Consider the following 16,801-nt stretch of genomic DNA (forward strand, 5'->3'; position numbering starts at 1 on the left):
CAACTTAGTTCAGGCAGGGACCCCGTTCGAAAAGCGCCAGTTCCTGGGCGGAAGCCAGGGCCCCCATGGCGAGGTATTCCGGAACTGGCTTTTGTCGAAGTTTCCAACTATCGCCCGACAGCTGGGAGTTGGGCATAACGCTGGATATGACAGCAGCCGGTGTGAGCCCTGCGAAAAGAAGGGCATGAACTTCGCGCTGGGTTTCGGCCACCGCGTTTTCTGATTCCTCGAAGAGCTCGATTACGTGAGCAAGCGTGGCTTTGTGTTCGATGACCGCTACTAGCCACTTGTCGTGGTTTATGGGGTTGGTAGACTTAAGGTTTGGAACGTAGCCGGTAGCCTCAAAAAGGATGTCGGTCATGACGCGGTGGACCACCTGGTAGTGATGTTTTTCGAAGTAGATGCTGTCGTGAAGGGTCACCACGAAAGCGGTGTCGCCGAGTTCATGGTGTAGCTGGGCCGCGATGCGCTCCAAGAACAAGTGCGACTCTTGCCGCTGGAGACGCACAGCCAGTGAATCTATTACTCTTCGTACTTCGCCCGTGGCCGGGTCCACTACTTCGCTGGTTACCAATTCGAGGATGGCCCTGTTGACGGTAGGAAATTCCTTGTTGAAGGCCCGGCGATAGCCATAAGCAGCGTGAATGGTCGAGAAAAGAACGTGCATAAAAAAAGCCTGCTTCTCCTCGCCTTCCAGAAGTAAAGTCTTATCTCGTGCGGTCACAAGCTTGGCTACTTCCTCATAAAAAGAACCGGTGAAGACCAAATTGAAAAATCGGTAGAAATCCTCCCTTGCATTCTGGGCAGCGTTGGTTTTCTGAAGTAGCGGAAGCAGCAGGTAAACCTGGCTGCAGGACAGGTCTAGGCCGGAGAGCGTTGTGGGAACTCCGTCGATTTCGGGGAATTGGCGCAGCCCTGTGGCCAACGAGGAGAAGGCATTGTTGAGCCGGCCGTTGGTGGGGCTGAAGGTAAAGGTGGGAGCACCGGCCCTTTGCCGGGCGTTGATTTCATCCACCGTGAGCTTATAGCCTTGAGCTATTTCGCGGGTGAATTTCCGGTTGGTCCTGGACTCGTATCCTGCTTTGGTCTTCACCCGTTTATCTTTCAACGGGGCCTGCTGGCGCTCCTGCTCATCAATCCAGGCGTAGGCTTCCTGGGAAATTGTAAGCCGCTTCAGGCAGTTTTCCAGCCAAGAGAAATGAGGCAGGGAGGCATCGATATGCTGGCCACCGCCCTCGAGTTGGTGACGCTTGGCCTTATCAGCCTGGGCCTTCTTGTAAAAATTAAGCCCGATGCCCGAAACAACCTCAAAACCTCCGCTGCGGCATGATGCGCTCAACCGGTAAGATTTACAAAAGGCTTCGGCCGTCACGCCAGGGTTGCTCTCCTGAGCTTCCTTAGCGCTAGCCCCGGTCAGATACGAGTTGTTGACCTCAATCATGCCCCAGGCCACCAGGGTAGTCCGAAAGGTCACGTACGTCACCCTACCAGTCTTGCCAAGGTGAACGCGTAGAATATCAGAACTCAGCTCCATGTACTCGCTCTGGTCGAGTTCGTGCTTGTGGTGAGCCTGGTAGATAAGGTGGAGGAATAGGTAGTGCTTGAGCAGGGCCTTACCCATGATGCCCAACTCGGCTAATCGAGCGATGGCCTCGGTAGGAACGATAAAGAAGTCGGGTTTTGCTGCCTTGCGCGCAGCTCGCGACTTAGCCTGCCGCTGGCGGGCACGAGCGGCCTTTGAATTGTAGAGGTGTTTTTGTTCGTCGGACAGCCGTAGGCTTCCATCATGAGCGAGGGGAAGTAGACGGCCATCGCGGTGGCGTATGAATTCTGGCAGGATGTTGTTTACGGGGTGCACTGGGTAGCTAGGTTTTCGTTGCCAAGAAGGTGGTATCACCTGCTTCCCCCACTAATACGAAAGCCAGCCACGGCCTTGAAATACGCTGGGGCGCGGCTGCCCTGAGCAGTTGGTCTTTATTAAACTACTTCATCCTTTCCCCCTTCTGGTACCTGCAGTAATTTAGTTTCGTCCGCCCCTGATAACTGTACAAAGCCCAGCAAAGCGTGACACATTTGGGCGACATAATGGAGCCTTAGTCAGGGGGAGCCCCGGGAGGAGCATGGGGGTTTACCAACCTATGTAGCCCAAATATGTCACACCCCTTGAACCCTACTACGCTCGGGCTGTCCGGCAACTTCATGGGCTTTGGTTCCCATGCCGTCCTGCTGACCCGGCTTGTGTTTGACATGTTGCGCATCCTTTTCCAAAACGCGGCCAATCACTTAACTGCCAGCAAATCCGCATTTTCCTGAGCCAGTGCATGGCTTCCTTTCTGTCTTTCTAGCCTTTCCCGTGTTTTACTTTTCGGACCGTTTGCTTAGAGCACCTAACAAAACCGGGTTTCGTATGCAAGAGGCATGGCAAAGCAGTTGGTTACAGACGAGTTGTGGGCGGTGATAGCGGCCTTGCTGCCGCCGGCTCCGGCGCACCCGAAAGGGGGCCGGCCGCGGGTGGCGGACCGGGCTGCGCTGACGGGCATTCTGTTCGTGTTGCGCAGCGGCCTGCCGTGGGAAATGCTGCCGGCGGAAATGGGGTGTGGTTCGGGCATGACGTGCTGGCGTCGGTTGCGGGACTGGCACGCGGCGGGCGTGTGGCAGCGGCTGCACCAGGTGTTGCTTGACCGCCTGGGCCGGGCCGGGCAACTGGACTGGTCGCGGGCCAGCGTGGACGCGCAAAGCATCCCGGCCGCAAAAGGGGGGCACATACGGGCCCAAACCCGACGGACCGCGGCAAACCGGGCACGAAGCGCCATGTGCTGGTCGACCGGCGCGGCACCCCGCTGGCGGTACAGTTGAGCGCGGCCAATTGCCACGATTCCACCGTGTTCGGCACCCTGCTCGACGCGGTCCCGCCCGTGCGGCAGGCCCGCGGCCGCCCGCGCAAACGGCCCGGCAAGCTGCACGCTGATAAAGGCTACGATTACCGCAAATGCCGCCTGGCCCTACGCCAACGCGGCATTCAATCCCGCATCGCGCGGCGCGGCATCGAGTCGAGCGAACGGCTGGGCCGCCACCGCTGGGTGGTCGAGCGCACGTTCGCCTGGCTCAACCGTTTCCGCCGCCTGCGCGTGCGCTACGAACAACGCAGCGACATCCACTTGGCCTTCACCCTGCTCGGGTGTGCGCTCATCACCTGGAAGGCCGTCAACCGGTTTTGTTAGGTACTCTTAAACGCGCCTATCTTGTAGACTCATTCCTGTTCAACTTTTAATGAAAAACTTTCTATTCACTATCCTAATGGCCGTGACGGGTGTGCCTACACTGGCCCAAACCCCCACGGACGCAAGTGCCCGCCGCGACATCGGCAACCTGACGGTGGAAAACATCCTCGCCCTGCCCGCCGCCCTGCTGGCGCGGGTAGACCAGTACCAGAACGTGGGCAGCGCGAGTGTGGCCGACTGGGACCGCGAGGGCAAGGGCTTGTTCATCAGCACCCGCGCCGGCGAGGTGCCCCAGATTCACCACGTGGCCGCGCCGGGCGCCGAACGGCGGCAAATCACCGCCTTCAAGGAGCCGCTGGCCAGCGTGGCCGTCAGCCCCGACAAGAAGCACAACGGCTTCATCTACAGCCGCGACGAGGGCGGCAACGAAAACTTCCAGGTTTATTTCTACGACCTGGGCACCGGCAGCTCCCGCTTGCTCACCGACGGCAAAAGCCGCAACAAATTTATGGGCTGGAATACGGCTGGCGCCCAGTTGGCCTACATGAGCAACCAGCGCAACGGCACCGATGTCGACCTGTTTGTGCAAGACTTCGCCGCCGCAGGCACCACCAAGCCCACGGCCCTGCTGGAGCTGAAGGGCGGCGGCTGGGGCGTGGTGGCGTGGTCGGACGACGGCCGGCAGATGATTTTACAGAACTTCAAGTCCGTAAACGAGAGCGAGCTGTTCCACCTCGACGTGGCCCGCCGCAAGCTGGAGCTGCTGCACCCAACCAAGAAGCCCGTGGCCTACGGCGACTTTGCTAGTCGCATCACGTTCGGCGCCGATGGCAAAAGCCTGTTTCTGACCTCTGACGAGGCAAGCGAATTTCAAACCCTGCGCCACCTGGATTTGGCGAGCGGCAAACTTACCCCGCTCACGGCCCAGATTCCCTGGAACGTGACCGGGATGGAGCGCAGCAAGGACGGCTCCAAGCTGGTCTTCACCACCAACGAGGGCGGCTTCTCCAAGCTGTACGTGCTCGACACCAAAACCCGCGCCTACAAGCCCGTGCCCAACCTGCCAAAGGGCCTCATCGGCGCACTAAAGATGAACGACGACGGCCGCCGCCTGGCCCTGACCCTGAGCACGGGCACGAGCGCCGCCGACGCCTACGTGCTGGACCTGACCGGCAACCGGCTCACGCGCTGGACCACCAGTGAAACCGGTGGCCTCAACCCCGCCACCTTTCCCGAGCCGACCCTGATTCAGTACCCCACCTTCGACCAGGTGAACGGCAAGCCGCGCCTGATTCCCGCCTTTGTGTACCGGCCCAAGAACGCCACCGGCAAAACCCCGGTGCTGCTCAGCATTCACGGCGGGCCGGAGGGGCAGTCCCTCCCCAGCTTCGTCCCGCTTTACGCCCTGCTGGCCAACGAGCTGGGCATCAGCATCCTCGTGCCCAACGTGCGCGGCTCGATCGGCTATGGCAAGACCTACGTGGCCCTCGACAACGGCCCCAAGCGCGAAGACTCCGTGAAGGACATCGGCGCCCTGCTCGACTGGATTGCCACCCAGCCCAACCTCGACGCCTCCCGCGTGGCCGTGTACGGCGGCTCCTACGGCGGCTACATGTGCCTGGCCACCATGACCAACTACAACGCCCGGATGCGCTGCGGCGTCGACTTGTTCGGCATCAGCAACTTCGCCACCTTCCTCAAAAACACCAGCTCTTACCGCGCCGACCTGCGCCGCGTGGAGTACGGCGACGAGCGCGACCCGGCCATGATGAAGGCGTTTGAGACCATCTCGCCCATCAACAAAATCCAGAACATCACCAAGCCCATGCTGGTGTACCAGGGCAAAAACGACCCCCGCGTGCCCCTCTCGGAATCCGAGCAAATGGTGGCCGGGCTGAAAAAGCAGGGGAATACGGTCTGGTACATTATGGCCAAAGACGAAGGCCACAGTTTGGCCAAAAAGGCCAACCGCGACTACACCTACGGCGCCATGATGCTGTTTCTGCGGGATAATCTGGTGAAGTAGATTACATCATGCCCCGGGCACGGCCAAAGCCCTTTTAATTGGAAGAAGGCCCTCATGCTGCGACAAGCTCAGCATGAGGGCCTTCTTTTATTTAACCCTCGTTTTAATTAACGGAGCGCGTTACCCTTTGGACAGTTTCGCTGTACCGGTCGGCCACCAGCCGCTCAGGGCCGAGACCCGCTCGGGGCCAGCATGAGTTCGCGGATGTATTTCACGGGCGCGGTGCCGTAGCTCAGGAATTGTTCGTGGAAGGCCTTGAGGCCAAAGGCCGGGCCTTGCTGCCGCTTTAGCTCGTCGCGCAGGGTCAGAATGGCGGAGTAGCCGGCAAAGTAGCTGCTGAGCTGCACCTGGCTCAGGGTAGCGCGCCGCCACTTGCCGCGGGCTTCGGCTTCTTCCTGAAAGCCCTCGCGGCGCAGCATGGCCACAACCTGGTTCTCGCTCATGTTATTGACTTGAATGGCGCGGTCAATAATGGTGTTCAGCGTTACACGCATGTTGTTCTTGTCCTCAATCAGCCACATTTCGTCGGCGTTGTTGCCGTAACCATTCTCCAGCATCATGCGCTCGGCGTACACGGCCCAGCCCTCCGCCATGGCGCCGTTCCAAAACAAGCTTTTGACGAGCGAGGGCGAGCGGTTGGCGTACATCAGCTGGGTGTAATGGCCGGGAATGGCCTCGTGAATGTTCACAATTTGCAGCGTGTAGTCGTTGTACTCGCGTAAGAAGCTTTCGGCCTGGGTTGCCGTCCACTCCCCCGGAATCGGCGTGATGTAGTAATAGGTGGCGGCGGCCGGGTCGTACGGACCCGGGGGCAACACCCCGGCGACCACGCCGCTTCCGCGCAGGTAGGGCGGCGTTTCGCGCACGACCAGCGGCTTCGTGGGGTCTTGCGTCAGCAACTTCTTCTCGTTCACAAACGCCACCAGCGTGGGAATCTGGGCCCGGGCGGCGTCGACCAATCCCTCGCGTGAGGCATGTTTCCGGCTGAGCTGGTCGAGGACGGCCGCAATCAGGGCCAGCGTGTCGGCGGGGGCCTTCTGGCCGGGCAGGTACGTGGGGTAGAGGCGGGCGGCGCGCCGGCCCATGTCGTGCAGCAAGTCGGTTTTGTGCTGCTGGGCTTGCCGGTACACCGCCTCGGCGGGGAACGGCGACTGAATGTCGTAGGCAAACTTCTGGTCGTAGAGCTTCTGGCCAATGCGGAACGAGCGGAACTGGCCCGCCGGCAAGACCTCGTTTTTCAGAAAATCCAGGTACCCTTGCATGGCTTGCCGGGTGGCGGCCACACGGGCCATGAAGGCTTGCTTTTCGGCCGCACGCAGGCCCGACCGCTGCACCGAGTCGGCCAGGGCCGGGCCAAATACGGCCAGTCCGCCCGCCAGCTGTTGCAGCGCCAATTCGGTATGCTCCTTGGTGGGGGTGCTGATGTTGGCGCGGGCCGCGGCGTAGTAGTCAGCGGCGTGGCTGATTTTGTCGGAAATGTTGCGCAGGCGCCGGTCGAGGCGGTAGTAGCGGCCGTTAAGCAGCGGGGCCACGACGCTGCCCAGGTTGTAGGTGGCGGGGTTCCACTGCCATTCCCGCAGCGTGTCGGCGTACCAGCGCCGGGCGCGTAGCTCGTTGCGCAGCAGGCGCAGGTCAATCTGGTTGGCGGGCGAGAGGCGGGCCAGCTCAAACGTGCCGAGCGTGGCCAGGTTCTTCTTGGCAAATGCGGCGTCGCGCTGGCGCTGGGCCGCGTCGGGAATTACCAGCAGCGAGTCGTACTTGTGGTAGCCCTTGGTGGTTGCCAGTTCCGGGTCCTGGCGCCACAGCGCCAGCAGAAACTGGCGCTTGAAGGCGTCGAACCGGGTATCTGGGCTGGGGGCGGGAGCCGCCGGGGCGTGTCCGGTGGCGGCCAGGACCAGCAACGCGCATGCGACGGCGGTCAGGCAGTTAGTGAGAAGACAGAAGGGAGTTCGCATCCGGAAAGGTAGTCCAAGGATGTCCGTATGCTGCCACGCCCACACATATTTATACCCTCCTGTGAATGAACGGAGCGCGTTCAAGCCACTACCGTTAGAGTGAACGGAACGGTCTACTTCTTTTTCAACCTCCCAGTACTCCTTGATGCCGGGGATTTTTTTATTCTACCTGCGCCAGGACGTGTCCAGCACCTGGTGCTAATCGGCCCGCAGCGCGAGGGCCCCGGTAATTAGTGATTGTCGGGCGATTGACTGAGAAAAACCCAGTTAACCGCGCGAATGGTCAGCAACAACGCACTGCCAACCAGGCCCAGTGCGCGGCGGAGGAAAGGAAAACCAGTCATGGGACGGTAAGGAAAAGTGGAGGAAGGCCGTTGTGCGAGTGTGGTCGGAAAAAGAGCCGGCGACGGCCCAAGTTAACAAAGGCATTTCACTTATCGGGGCAACTTCTTCGACCACTCGGAGGGGCACACGTGGCGATGGGCAAAACCGTCTGGGGCACCTTCTTGCGATTCGCTCCTTTCGCTGTTCGGAACCGTTTTCTTGAACAAAGGGCCGAGACGTTATGTAGCATCGTTTTCTTTCTGAGGGACGTTCAAAGAGTGGCCAGTTGCCTCGCTTTTTTTTAGAGCACCCCGTCGCGCGGGTCGGTCTTGGCATTCATCAGATAGTCCTGCGGCGGCTCGATGCCCGCCAGGTGGCGTACGAAGTAATCCCAGCGGCGGCGGGTCATGTAGGGCGCATCCGGGCCGTAAGCGTGCTGCGCGTTTGGAAACACCACCAGGTCGAAGGTTTTATTCGCTTTGATTAAGGCGTCTACCACCAGCATCGTATTGGTAGGCGGCACGTTGTTGTCCATTAAGCCATGGGCCAGCAGCAGCTTGCCTTTGAGGTTTTTGGCAAACGGCGCGTTGGCCTGCGAGCTGTAGTTGGACGCGCCATCGGCTTGCGGCGTGAGCAGGCCGAGGTAGCGCTCGCCCCAGGCGTCTTGGTAGCTGCGCACGTCGTGGTCGCCCGATTCGGCGATGCCCACTTGGTAGAAATCCGGGTAGCGGAACAGGGCCGCCGCGGCCGCGTACCCGCCGCCGGAATGCCCCCAAACGCCCACCCGATTTAGGTCGAGGTAAGGGTAGCGCTGGGCCAGCTGCCGCAGGCCGCTCACCTGGTCGGACAGGGTATTTTCGGCAATGTTGCCGTAGCACGCGTCCTGAAAACCCTTGGAGCGAAAGGGGTTGCAGCTGCCTTCAATCAGCACCACCACAAAGCCCAGTTCGGCCAGCGCCTGGTGGTCGCCCCGCCCCGCGTTAAACGACCAGCCAGCGCCCGTGTTGGCCGACAGGGGGCCGGTCTGGGGGCCGGGGTAGATGTAGTTGATCACCGGGTACTTCTTGGTCGGGTCTAAGTGGGTGGGCGTGTACATCAGGCCGTAGAGGGTGAATTGCCCGTCCTGTGCCTTGACGGTGATGGCCGTGGGCGGCTTCCAGCCGGTGGCGGCGAGCCGCGAAATGTCCGTTTTTTCCAGGGGCAGCACCACCTGGCCGGCGCGGGTGCGCAACTGGCTTACGGGCGGCGCGTCGTGCTGCGAATAGCTGTCGACAAAATAGCGGCCAGAGGGCGCAAACGTGACCAGGTGGTGGCCGGCCTCGGGCGTGAGCAGGGTCAGGTGCTTACCGTCCATCCCCATCCGGTACAGGTAGGTGAAATAGGGATTGCCCGGCTCCCGCCCCCCTGCCAGAAAGTAGAGCTGGCGCGCTTTCTCGTCCACGTGCACCAGCTGCCGCACCGCCCACTTGCCGGCGGTGATCCGGTGCTTGGGCCGGCCGGTGGTGGCGTCGTAGAGGTAAAAGTGGGCCCAGTTGTCGCGGGACGAGCACCAGAGTACTTCGTTGGTGTTGGGCAGGTAGTGCCAGTTCATGGCTTCGCGGCCCGATTCAAAAAAGGTCGCCACCGTTTCGGAAAAGACGTCCCGCACGCGGCCGGTCGCGGCGTCGGCCACGCGGAAGGTTACCTGTTTGCGGTCGCGCGAGCTCGACACAAAGGCCAATTGGGTGGCATCGGGGCTCCACTCCACGTCGCCCATGCCCCGGCCCTCGCACGCCAGGTTGGAGCAGCTCGAGCTGCGGCGCGGGTCGGGCGCCAGCGCCAGCCGGATCATCTTGGGCTGGTCCACTTCCAGAATGACCCGCTCGATGGCGATGACGTCCGGGTCGCCGGGGAGCGGGTACTTCCAGGTTTTTAGCGTCGGCCGGCCGACGTTGGTGGTCACCAGGTACATGTCGCCCACCCGCCGCTGGTCCTGCCGGAAAGTCGCGATTTTACGCGAATCGGGGGACCAGCGCAGCACGGGCTTGTCGGTGGTCGCATAACCGGCGTTGTCGGTGGCATAGCCAAAATCCTTAATCCCGTCGGTGGTCAGCGCGGTTTCGGCCTTGGTTTTGGTATCGCGCACCCACAGGTTGTAGTCGCGCAGAAACGCCACCCGCCGGCCATCGGGCGACTCGACTTCGTTCTGGGCGCTGGCCGCGGCGCTCGGGCTGAGGGCCGGAATCGGGTCGGCGCTGACGTGGCCGCTGGCCGCGTCGTATTGCCAGTTCTTGTCCTCGGCCGCGAAGCGGACCTGTTTCCCATCGGGCGAGAAGGTAAAGGTGCGGAACGGCAGGCGGGTCGCCTCGTAGCGTTTGCCGCCGGCCGTGCCCAAGGCCGCCGCCAGCTTGGCCGGGTCGAAGGCGGCCGTTTTGGTCTTGCGAACCGGGTCCACCAGAACAAACTCACTGCCCTGCGGCGTGAGCACCCGGTACCAGAAGCGGTCGCCTGCCAGCCAGGTGGGTGGGCTCATGCTGCGGTCAACCAGCGGCAGCGTGTTGTACCCCATGAAGCGCTCGGCCCGGGCGTAGTCCTGCGCTGTAAGGGCGGGCAACTGCTGGGCGGATGCCGCCGTCAGGAGTCCAATGCTAGCAAGAGGAAGCGAAAGTAAAGACTTGTGCACAGGCTTTGCAGATAATAGAGGTGAAAACAGTCTTTTTGCTGGGTGAAAGGTACTGGCGAAGAGGTCTGCTAGCTAGCAGCGCAAGCATAAAACCATGCCCAGCCCACCCGGTCAATCGTGCTGTTGCGTGAGCGCACTCAGCAGGTGCTGCCGGTAGCGTTGGACGCTCCTTTTACTGTCCGGACCGTTTAGGGTAGCTCTGTGCGAGTCATTCATCTCCGGTCTTGGCCCGCTAGCGTGCCTGCCTGGCCAGCGAGCGGGGGCGCCCGGCAGGGCCGGCCGCTTACATTCGTTTGGTGAACACTAGCGTGGTCGTACTGCCCAGGTGGTCGCCGCCCCCGTAGGTGCTGGTCAGGCCATACCCTTCTTGGTAGAGCTGGGCCAGGAGTTGACGGGTCCGCTCGGCTGCCGCGCCCGGCGCGCGTAAGTCCCGCGGCTTAAACTCGCGGTGTTCAGGCGCGCCCGTTGGCCGCGCAATGTCCATAATCAAGTTGTTGCCATTGTCAAATAGGCGGACGACCACCACCGCCGGGGAGGTGGTTTGCCCCTGGGCCGGGCCAGCGGCCCACCCCACGAAGCAGGCGCACCAGAAGAGAAGGGTTTTCATGGCGCCAACTTCGGGTGGGCGGCTGAGGAATGGATGAAGGGCAGGTGCCCCGCACGGGGTTGGGGACACGTTTCAACCAGGTAAATACTTAGCATCTGGCCCGCCGCCCTGTTTACCCATCCCTCCCCCTTAAACCCTAAATAATGTGGTTTTGCTAGTCGGACCCTTTTCGTAAACAAAGCAACGCAGGGCTTAATCGCCGTATTCTCCCGTCATATTTGGGGTGCCAAACGTGAACCCGCTCTTACCACCCCACCCATGCGCCCTTTCCTACTCCTATTCTGTTTGCTATTCTCCGGGTTGCTCGCCGTGGGCCAACCCGTGCCGTACGGAAATAACGCGGCCGCGGGCCACTACCAACTGGTGCGGGGCGTCAAGCTCTACTACGAGGTGTACGGCAAAGGCCAACCCCTGCTGCTGATTCACGGCAATGCCGGCAGCATCGAAAAGTTCAAGGCCAATATTCCTTACTTCGCCCAACACTACCAGGTGATTGCCGTGGACAGCCGGGCGCACGGCAAGTCGGTGGACCCGGGCGACTCGCTGAGCTTTGAGATGATGGCCGATGACTTTGCTGGCCTGCTCACCGCCTTGCACCTGGATTCGGTGAATGTGCTGGGCTGGAGTGACGGCGGCATCAACGCCCTGGTGCTCGCGCTCCGGCACCCCAGCAAAGTGCGGCGCCTAGCGTCCACAGGGGCCAACCTCTCGCCCGACTCCGCGGCCCTCGTGCCGGCGGTGTGGAAAGCGCAACAGCGGTACTACCAAGCGAATAAGGGCAAGGCCTTGCCCGACCCGGGGAAGCGCAATCAATGGAAGGTGTTCACGCTGGATGTGTTGCAGCCCAACATTCCGCTGGCGACGCTGCGGCGGATTACGGCGCCCGCCTTCATCATCGCTGGCGACCGGGATATGATTACGCACGCCCATACGGTGGCTATCTACCGCCACCTGCGCCGCGCCTGGCTGTGGATCGTGCCCAACAGCGGCCACGCCACGCTCCGGGATCAGGCCGACGAGTTCAATCGAAAGGTGGACGAGTTCTTTCAAGCGAAAGCGATACCGGCCCTAGCACACTGACGACGGGTGTAGTTTGCGCTGGGCATAATTTGGCCCCGATGACAGAAATCACCGTTTGGCTGAACGCTTAGGTGTAGCTCCATTAGCCGGTACCCGGGGCTTTGTGTACCCCACACCGCCCTTTCGCTGCAAAGGAATGCGAACCAAGGCGAACGCGGTTCGGGTGTAACGTTTAATCTGCCTTATTCACTCGTCCCGGTCGTTCGAGCAGCACCGAACGGGTTACGTCGGTGCAGCACGGTCCGCCTACTTGCTCTCTACACTGCCTGCGCCAAGCGCGGCTAAATGGCGTTTTATTTCGTCCACATACGCGCCGACCCGTACCTCACCAAATTGCTTTCCCCGCTTTTTGCTGGCCCGGGTCGGGTCGCCGGAAAGGCCCCGGGCATTCATGGGCGTGTTGCCGTTTCGGGCCGTGTCCCCGGCGGCAAACAGCCGGGGCCGCACCAAACGGCGGGAAACCACCATCGTTTCCGACACGTCCCAGTTCCCGCCGTGGCCGCCGCCCACCAGGCCCTGGCGTTTGAGGGAGGCCTCGATTTGCTTCCGAGCGGTGGTGTAGCCGTCCGCGGCGTAGTAGACATCAATGCCTTGTCCCCGGTACCGGGCCTCCATTTTTCGGGCCAAGGCCGCCAGGGGGGCTTGGCTGGGGCCGTGGTCACCCAGCAAGATGATGCGCGTAAAGCCACTGGTAATCATGCTGGTGGCCAGGGCTTCGTTGACCTTGGAAAACGTGAGGCTGTCGAGAGTGACGGTGCCCGCCCACTTTTGGAGCGCCGGCGAGTTCGGGGCAAATGGAATGATGGGTGCTATCAGCGTGTGGCCCAACCGGGCCGCAATGCGCTGGGCGTAGCCCGGCACCCGAAAGTTGTGTTTGCCCAGGGCCACGTGGGGGCCGGTGGCTTCTTGTCCCCCGCTGTAAACGAGCACGGTGGTGTACCCCTGCTGTATTTTTTCCGACACCTCGAACGTCGTGAGGTACTCCACGAAGAGATTCGGGCGGGTCAGCGTCGTGGCTTGCTGGCCGTGGCTGAACACGGATCGCAGGACCAGCAGGCTAAGCAAGCCCAGTTTCTTTCCACTGCGCATAAGCGCACGGTTGGCACCCAATAGGAAAGTGCCGGCTGCAGGCCGCACCGCCGTGGGATCGATGGTAAGATAACCGTGTCTCATGCCAGCAAATAACGTCAACTGTGTCTCATCTATTAGCAAACCTCTCCTTTGCCTTTCCGACCCGTTTGCAAACGCTTAACGAACCGTTCTGTAATCGATTCCGACCGTTTTATTGAACACAAATTCTGTTAGCAGACAGGAGTACCACGGCGCATGCGTGTGAGAACATAATTCCACGCGAGCAGGGGTATGCTTAGAAAAGCAAAGAGGCGGCCTTTCGCTCGCCTCTTTGCTTTTTCATTTCTTCCGAATAAACCGTTGCGGGTGGCCGTCAGAGCACCTTCACCGTCAGCTGCGAGACGTGCTCGGGGCTGAAGTAGAGGCGGTGCGTGGCGGCCTGGAAATCCGACTCGTTGGCCTCGAAGATGTTCTCGACGTACTGCTGCGGGTTGCGGTCGAAGAGCGGAAACCACGTGCTTTGCACCTGCACCATCAGCCGGTGGCCTTTTTTAAACGTGTGCATTAGGTCCTGCACCGTGAAGGGCACGGCCGTGACCTGGCCCGCCACGAAGGGCTTGGGCTGGCTGAAGCTGTCGCGGAAACGGCCGCGCATCACCTCGGCGCGCACCAGTTGCTGGTAGCCGCCCAGGTGCACGCCCGGCGCGGTGCGCGGGTCGTCGGGCGTATTGTCGGGGTACACGTCGATGAGTTTCACCACCCAGTCGGCGTCGGTACCGGTGGTGGCCACCTGCAGCAGCGCCTGGATGGGGCCAGCCAACGTCAGGTCCTCGGCGAGCACGTCGCTTTGGTAGGTGAGCACGTCGGGGCGGCGGCTGGCAAAGCGTTGGTCGTCGGTCATGTACGCGGCAACCTTGCCCGGGACCGTGGCTTCGGTGTACGGCACGGGCCGGGCCGGGTCGCTCAGAAATTGGTCGAAGCCGGTGCCTGCCGGGGCCGCGGTTGGCTTCTCAAACCCAATTTTGCCGCCGGGCTGGAAGTAGAGCGTGCGTGCCTGCGCGGCCTTGGGCGGCCAGGCGTCGAAGGTGCGCCACCGGTTCGTGCCGCCTTCAAACACGAGGGCCTCGGGCAGCAGGGCGGCGGCCGTGGGCGACGCGTCTTTCAGATACGCCTTGAAGAAGGGCGCCTCCACGTACTGCTGGTACCACAGCGAGGGCGAGGGGGTGTACGCCACGTTGCCGAGCATCTCCCCGGTGCCAGCGCCGTTTGACCAGCCGACGTGCCGCCAGGGGCCCATCACGAGGCGGTTGGCCAGGCCGGGGTTTTGCTGCTCGATGGCTGCGTAGGTGTGCAGGGTGCCGAACAGGTCACTGGCGTCGTTGAAGCCGCCGACGGTGAGCACGGCGGTTTTGATGTTTTTTAGGTGCGGACGCGGGTTGCGGACCTGCCAGAAGGCGTCGTAGTTGGGGTGCGCCACCAGGTCGTTCCAGTGCTTGACCCGACCGTGAAAGAGTTGCGGGTTAACGTTTTTGAGCGGGCCTAGGCGGTGGTAGAACGCGTAGCCGTCGTTGCCGGGCACCTGCAAGCGCTCGTTCCGTTGCGCCGTAGGCTGCGGCCGGGGTTGGCCAAAGGCCGACCAAAAGCCCACCATGGGGAGAGAATAGGCGCCGTTCTGGTGGTCGTCGTCCCAGAACATGTCGGTGACGGGCGCTTGCGGGCTGGCCGCCTTCAGGGCCGGGTGGCGGCTGAGCAGACCTGCCGTCGTGTAGAAGCCGTCGTAGGAAAGGCCCCACAGCCCCAAGCGGCCGTTGTTCGGAGGGCCTTTCTTGAGCAGATACTCCATCGTGTCGAAGGCATCGGTGCTCTCATCGGTGTCTTGTTTGCCGGCATAGTTCGTTCGCTGCGGGCGCACGTCCTCGAACACACCTTCCGACATATAGCGGCCACGCACGTCCTGCAGGGCGAAAATGTAGCCCTCGCGCAGCATGGCGCTGCTCGGACTGATGCTCGCCTTGTACTTACTTGGCCCGTAGGGACCCACCGAGTAGGGCGTGCGTTTTAGCAGGATGGGGTAGCGCACCCGGTCGGCGTCCTTGGGCACGTACACGACGGTGTGGAGCCGGGCCCCGTCGCGCATCGGTATGCGAAACTCCTGCTTGTGGTAATGCGCGCGGGCGTAGACCGTGTCGGCCAACAACTGAGCGCGCAACGCGGCCTCGCTTACGTGTAAGGTATCGGGCGGCAGCACGGGCATTTGGGCGCGGGCCGGGGCGGCCAGTGCCAGCAAGGCCACAACAGCGGAATAGTAAAAGGTTACCCCCATAGAAAGAGCTGGTTAGCCTCTACGTTGAGGCCAGAGCGAAGGTAGCGTCAGTGCGACCAATCGTCTGTCGTATTCCTCCTATTTTTGAACGGGGCGCGTTTAGGCCACGATCGTTTCGCTGAGCTGGTGCTCAGCTCCCGGCAGCACTTTTGATTTCACTTCCCCGGTGTCTTAAATCAGCATCCACCCTCGCTTAAGTGTCGTCGAACGCGTGTGGCAGCTGGCCTGGGGTCAAAAAGTCCCGCCAGAATAGTGGAACAGCACCAGCGCAAACCACAAAGCCCCGAATAGATAGGCGGTGAGGGCGAGACCCTGGGCCGCCTTTTGGGGCCGTAAAGCGAGGCCCAGGCCGCATAGTAATAGCACCACGGGGCTACCCCATAGCTGTAGGGCGTGCACCAGGGGCCGTTGCTCCAAAGCGTCCAACCACGTCCCCCGGACAAAAAAGCCCACCAACAGGAGGATCATCAGCGTAACAGCGGCGCCAGACCCAAGAAGCAGGAGCCAAGAGCCTAAGAAGTTTCGGCGGGGCATGGGTACAGCAGAAGGAAGATCAAGGGACGCACGTTGAGTGGGCAAGGAAACGCTCCTTTGTGATTCCGACACTTTCGCTGAACGCAGCTCTCTAACTTGCGGGCACGATGAAAATAGTCTTGAGTGGCCTGTTGTTGTTCAATCTGCTGTGTTTCCTGCTCTTCGCCTGGGACAAACGCAAAGCCCAACGCGGTCAGCGGCGCATTGCCGAAACAACGCTGCACTGGGCGACGCTGCCGGGCGCGGCGCCCGGCGCGTGGGCGGCGATCTTGCTGCTGCACCATAAAAACCGCAAAGCGGCTTTCTGGGGCGTGACCCTGGGGCTAACGCTGCTGCAAGGAGCGGTGCTCTATTTCACGTGGCCTTCCTTCAGCTAAACGGCGTGCGTTTACAGCTCGACCGTTTTCTTAAACTTGGCAAGCGCAAATACTCGGGATAGGCACGGCAGTTGGTTGAGCATTAGTCTGCTCTGACCAGAACTCTTCGCCAACTTTTGTGATTGCCAATGATTAACGTGTCGCCTTTCAACCGAAAGGGCCTTTCTTGGTCCGTATCGAGGTACCAAGGCAACGAGCCCCCGGTTATGTGGTGCGTTACAATTGATTTTTTGACGTCCACCGTATAGGTGCCGAAATACCCCACGGCGTTCGTATTGGTGAAATCAAACAAATTGACCGCCGTTTTTTTGGCCGAGTCCTCGGAGATTTTCGGCGGATTTTCCCGGGAAATGTTGAGGTTCACCACGCCACTTTTGGTGTAGGTAAAGTACCCTTTGGGGTGCTTGCCGTAGCGAAACACCCATTTGCCGCTGTTGGCGTCTAGGTCAGTGAACTCCAGTAAGCGCCAAGTGCCCACGATGGTGTGTAGCGGGGCTTTTGTTTTCGTGGTTCGGCTTTGTCCCAACACGGTTGACGCCAGTGTCAGGGCAAATAAGAGCAGGAACGGAAGCGGTGCCATGGATTGAAGGTGTTGGTGAATGCGAGGAGCTGGGTGTCGCC

Annotated in this window: 12 protein-coding genes; 5 read left to right on the plus strand and 7 right to left on the minus strand. The window is 61.2% G+C overall.

Features of this window, described 5'->3' with window-relative positions; translation table 11 throughout:
• Nucleotides 1-4: 4 nt before the first annotated feature.
• The gene (locus tag AUC43_RS17270) at nt 5-1,858 is read right to left on the minus strand and encodes a hypothetical protein (RefSeq protein WP_068196524.1); all 1,854 of its coding nucleotides are present in this window, start codon (nt 1,856-1,858) and stop codon (nt 5-7) included.
• Nucleotides 1,859-2,163: 305 nt separating this feature from the next.
• On the opposite strand from AUC43_RS17270, the gene AUC43_RS21090 reads away from it, so the two are divergent.
• The 3 genes from AUC43_RS21090 (at nt 2,164) to AUC43_RS17285 (ending at nt 5,247) form a co-directional block, all read left to right on the plus strand.
• The gene (locus AUC43_RS21090; RefSeq protein WP_157781147.1) at nt 2,164-2,313 is read left to right on the plus strand and encodes a hypothetical protein; all 150 of its coding nucleotides are present in this window, start codon (nt 2,164-2,166) and stop codon (nt 2,311-2,313) included.
• 105 nt (nt 2,314-2,418) lie between these two features.
• Nucleotides 2,419-3,221, plus strand: a protein-coding gene (locus tag AUC43_RS20195) for an IS5 family transposase (RefSeq protein ID WP_099092905.1) whose coding sequence is annotated in 2 segments (ribosomal slippage) — nt 2,419-2,761 and nt 2,761-3,221 — 804 coding nt in all. Because the reading frame shifts where the segments join, the coding sequence is not laid out codon by codon here.
• A 49-nt stretch (nt 3,222-3,270) separates the two neighbouring features.
• Nucleotides 3,271-5,247: a S9 family peptidase gene (locus tag AUC43_RS17285; RefSeq protein ID WP_068196528.1), complete on the plus strand. Its 1,977-nt coding sequence runs from the start codon at nt 3,271-3,273 to the stop codon at nt 5,245-5,247.
• A gap of 164 nt (nt 5,248-5,411) precedes the next feature.
• Here the strand turns inward: AUC43_RS17285 and AUC43_RS17290 are convergent, their stop codons facing one another.
• The 3 genes from AUC43_RS17290 to AUC43_RS17300 form a co-directional block, all read right to left on the minus strand.
• Complete coding sequence (locus tag AUC43_RS17290) at nt 5,412-7,202, minus strand: DUF885 domain-containing protein (RefSeq protein WP_068196530.1); 1,791 nt, start codon at nt 7,200-7,202, stop codon at nt 5,412-5,414.
• Nucleotides 7,203-7,827: 625 nt separating this feature from the next.
• Complete coding sequence (locus AUC43_RS17295) at nt 7,828-10,188, minus strand: S9 family peptidase (protein ID WP_082685170.1); 2,361 nt, start codon at nt 10,186-10,188, stop codon at nt 7,828-7,830.
• Nucleotides 10,189-10,471: 283 nt separating this feature from the next.
• Nucleotides 10,472-10,795 carry a hypothetical protein gene (locus AUC43_RS17300; protein WP_068196544.1) on the minus strand — a complete coding sequence of 108 codons (324 nt, stop codon included), beginning with the start codon at nt 10,793-10,795 and terminating at the stop codon, nt 10,472-10,474.
• A gap of 258 nt (nt 10,796-11,053) precedes the next feature.
• Here AUC43_RS17300 and AUC43_RS17305 point away from each other — a divergent pair, with 258 nt between their 5' ends.
• Nucleotides 11,054-11,875: an alpha/beta fold hydrolase gene (locus tag AUC43_RS17305; RefSeq protein WP_068196547.1), complete on the plus strand. Its 822-nt coding sequence runs from the start codon at nt 11,054-11,056 to the stop codon at nt 11,873-11,875.
• Nucleotides 11,876-12,121: 246 nt separating this feature from the next.
• Here AUC43_RS17305 and AUC43_RS17310 read toward each other — a convergent pair whose 3' ends face one another.
• Entirely contained in the window at nt 12,122-12,964 is an 843-nt protein-coding gene (locus AUC43_RS17310; RefSeq protein ID WP_068196549.1) for a creatininase family protein, read from the minus strand.
• A 355-nt stretch (nt 12,965-13,319) separates the two neighbouring features.
• Nucleotides 13,320-15,269, minus strand: a complete 1,950-nt coding sequence (locus AUC43_RS17315; RefSeq protein ID WP_068196552.1) for a CocE/NonD family hydrolase — start codon at nt 15,267-15,269, stop codon at nt 13,320-13,322.
• A 641-nt stretch (nt 15,270-15,910) separates the two neighbouring features.
• On the opposite strand from AUC43_RS17315, the gene AUC43_RS17325 reads away from it, so the two are divergent.
• Nucleotides 15,911-16,180 (plus strand): DUF1294 domain-containing protein, encoded by a 270-nt coding sequence (locus AUC43_RS17325; protein ID WP_068196557.1) that lies wholly within the window; start codon nt 15,911-15,913, stop codon nt 16,178-16,180.
• 82 nt (nt 16,181-16,262) lie between these two features.
• Here the strand turns inward: AUC43_RS17325 and AUC43_RS17330 are convergent, their stop codons facing one another.
• Entirely contained in the window at nt 16,263-16,760 is a 498-nt protein-coding gene (locus AUC43_RS17330; protein ID WP_082685172.1) for a lipocalin-like domain-containing protein, read from the minus strand.
• Nucleotides 16,761-16,801 lie beyond the last annotated feature (41 nt).

The organism is Hymenobacter sedentarius (assembly GCF_001507645.1).
Taxonomy (GTDB): domain Bacteria; phylum Bacteroidota; class Bacteroidia; order Cytophagales; family Hymenobacteraceae; genus Hymenobacter; species Hymenobacter sedentarius.

What these genes read in the sequence shown, in the direction of transcription:
- AUC43_RS17285 (WP_068196528.1), top strand. Translation starts at nt 3,271, where the DNA reads ATGAAAAACTTTCTATTCACTATCCTAATGGCCGTGACGGGTGTGCCT.
- AUC43_RS17315 (WP_068196552.1), bottom strand. Translation starts at nt 15,269, where the DNA reads ATGGGGGTAACCTTTTACTATTCCGCTGTTGTGGCCTTGCTGGCACTG.
- AUC43_RS17300 (WP_068196544.1), bottom strand. Translation starts at nt 10,795, where the DNA reads ATGAAAACCCTTCTCTTCTGGTGCGCCTGCTTCGTGGGGTGGGCCGCT.
- AUC43_RS17325 (WP_068196557.1), top strand. Translation starts at nt 15,911, where the DNA reads ATGAAAATAGTCTTGAGTGGCCTGTTGTTGTTCAATCTGCTGTGTTTC.
- AUC43_RS17330 (WP_082685172.1), bottom strand. Translation starts at nt 16,760, where the DNA reads ATGGCACCGCTTCCGTTCCTGCTCTTATTTGCCCTGACACTGGCGTCA.
- AUC43_RS17305 (WP_068196547.1), top strand. Translation starts at nt 11,054, where the DNA reads ATGCGCCCTTTCCTACTCCTATTCTGTTTGCTATTCTCCGGGTTGCTC.
- AUC43_RS17290 (WP_068196530.1), bottom strand. Translation starts at nt 7,202, where the DNA reads ATGCGAACTCCCTTCTGTCTTCTCACTAACTGCCTGACCGCCGTCGCA.
- AUC43_RS17310 (WP_068196549.1), bottom strand. Translation starts at nt 12,964, where the DNA reads ATGCGCAGTGGAAAGAAACTGGGCTTGCTTAGCCTGCTGGTCCTGCGA.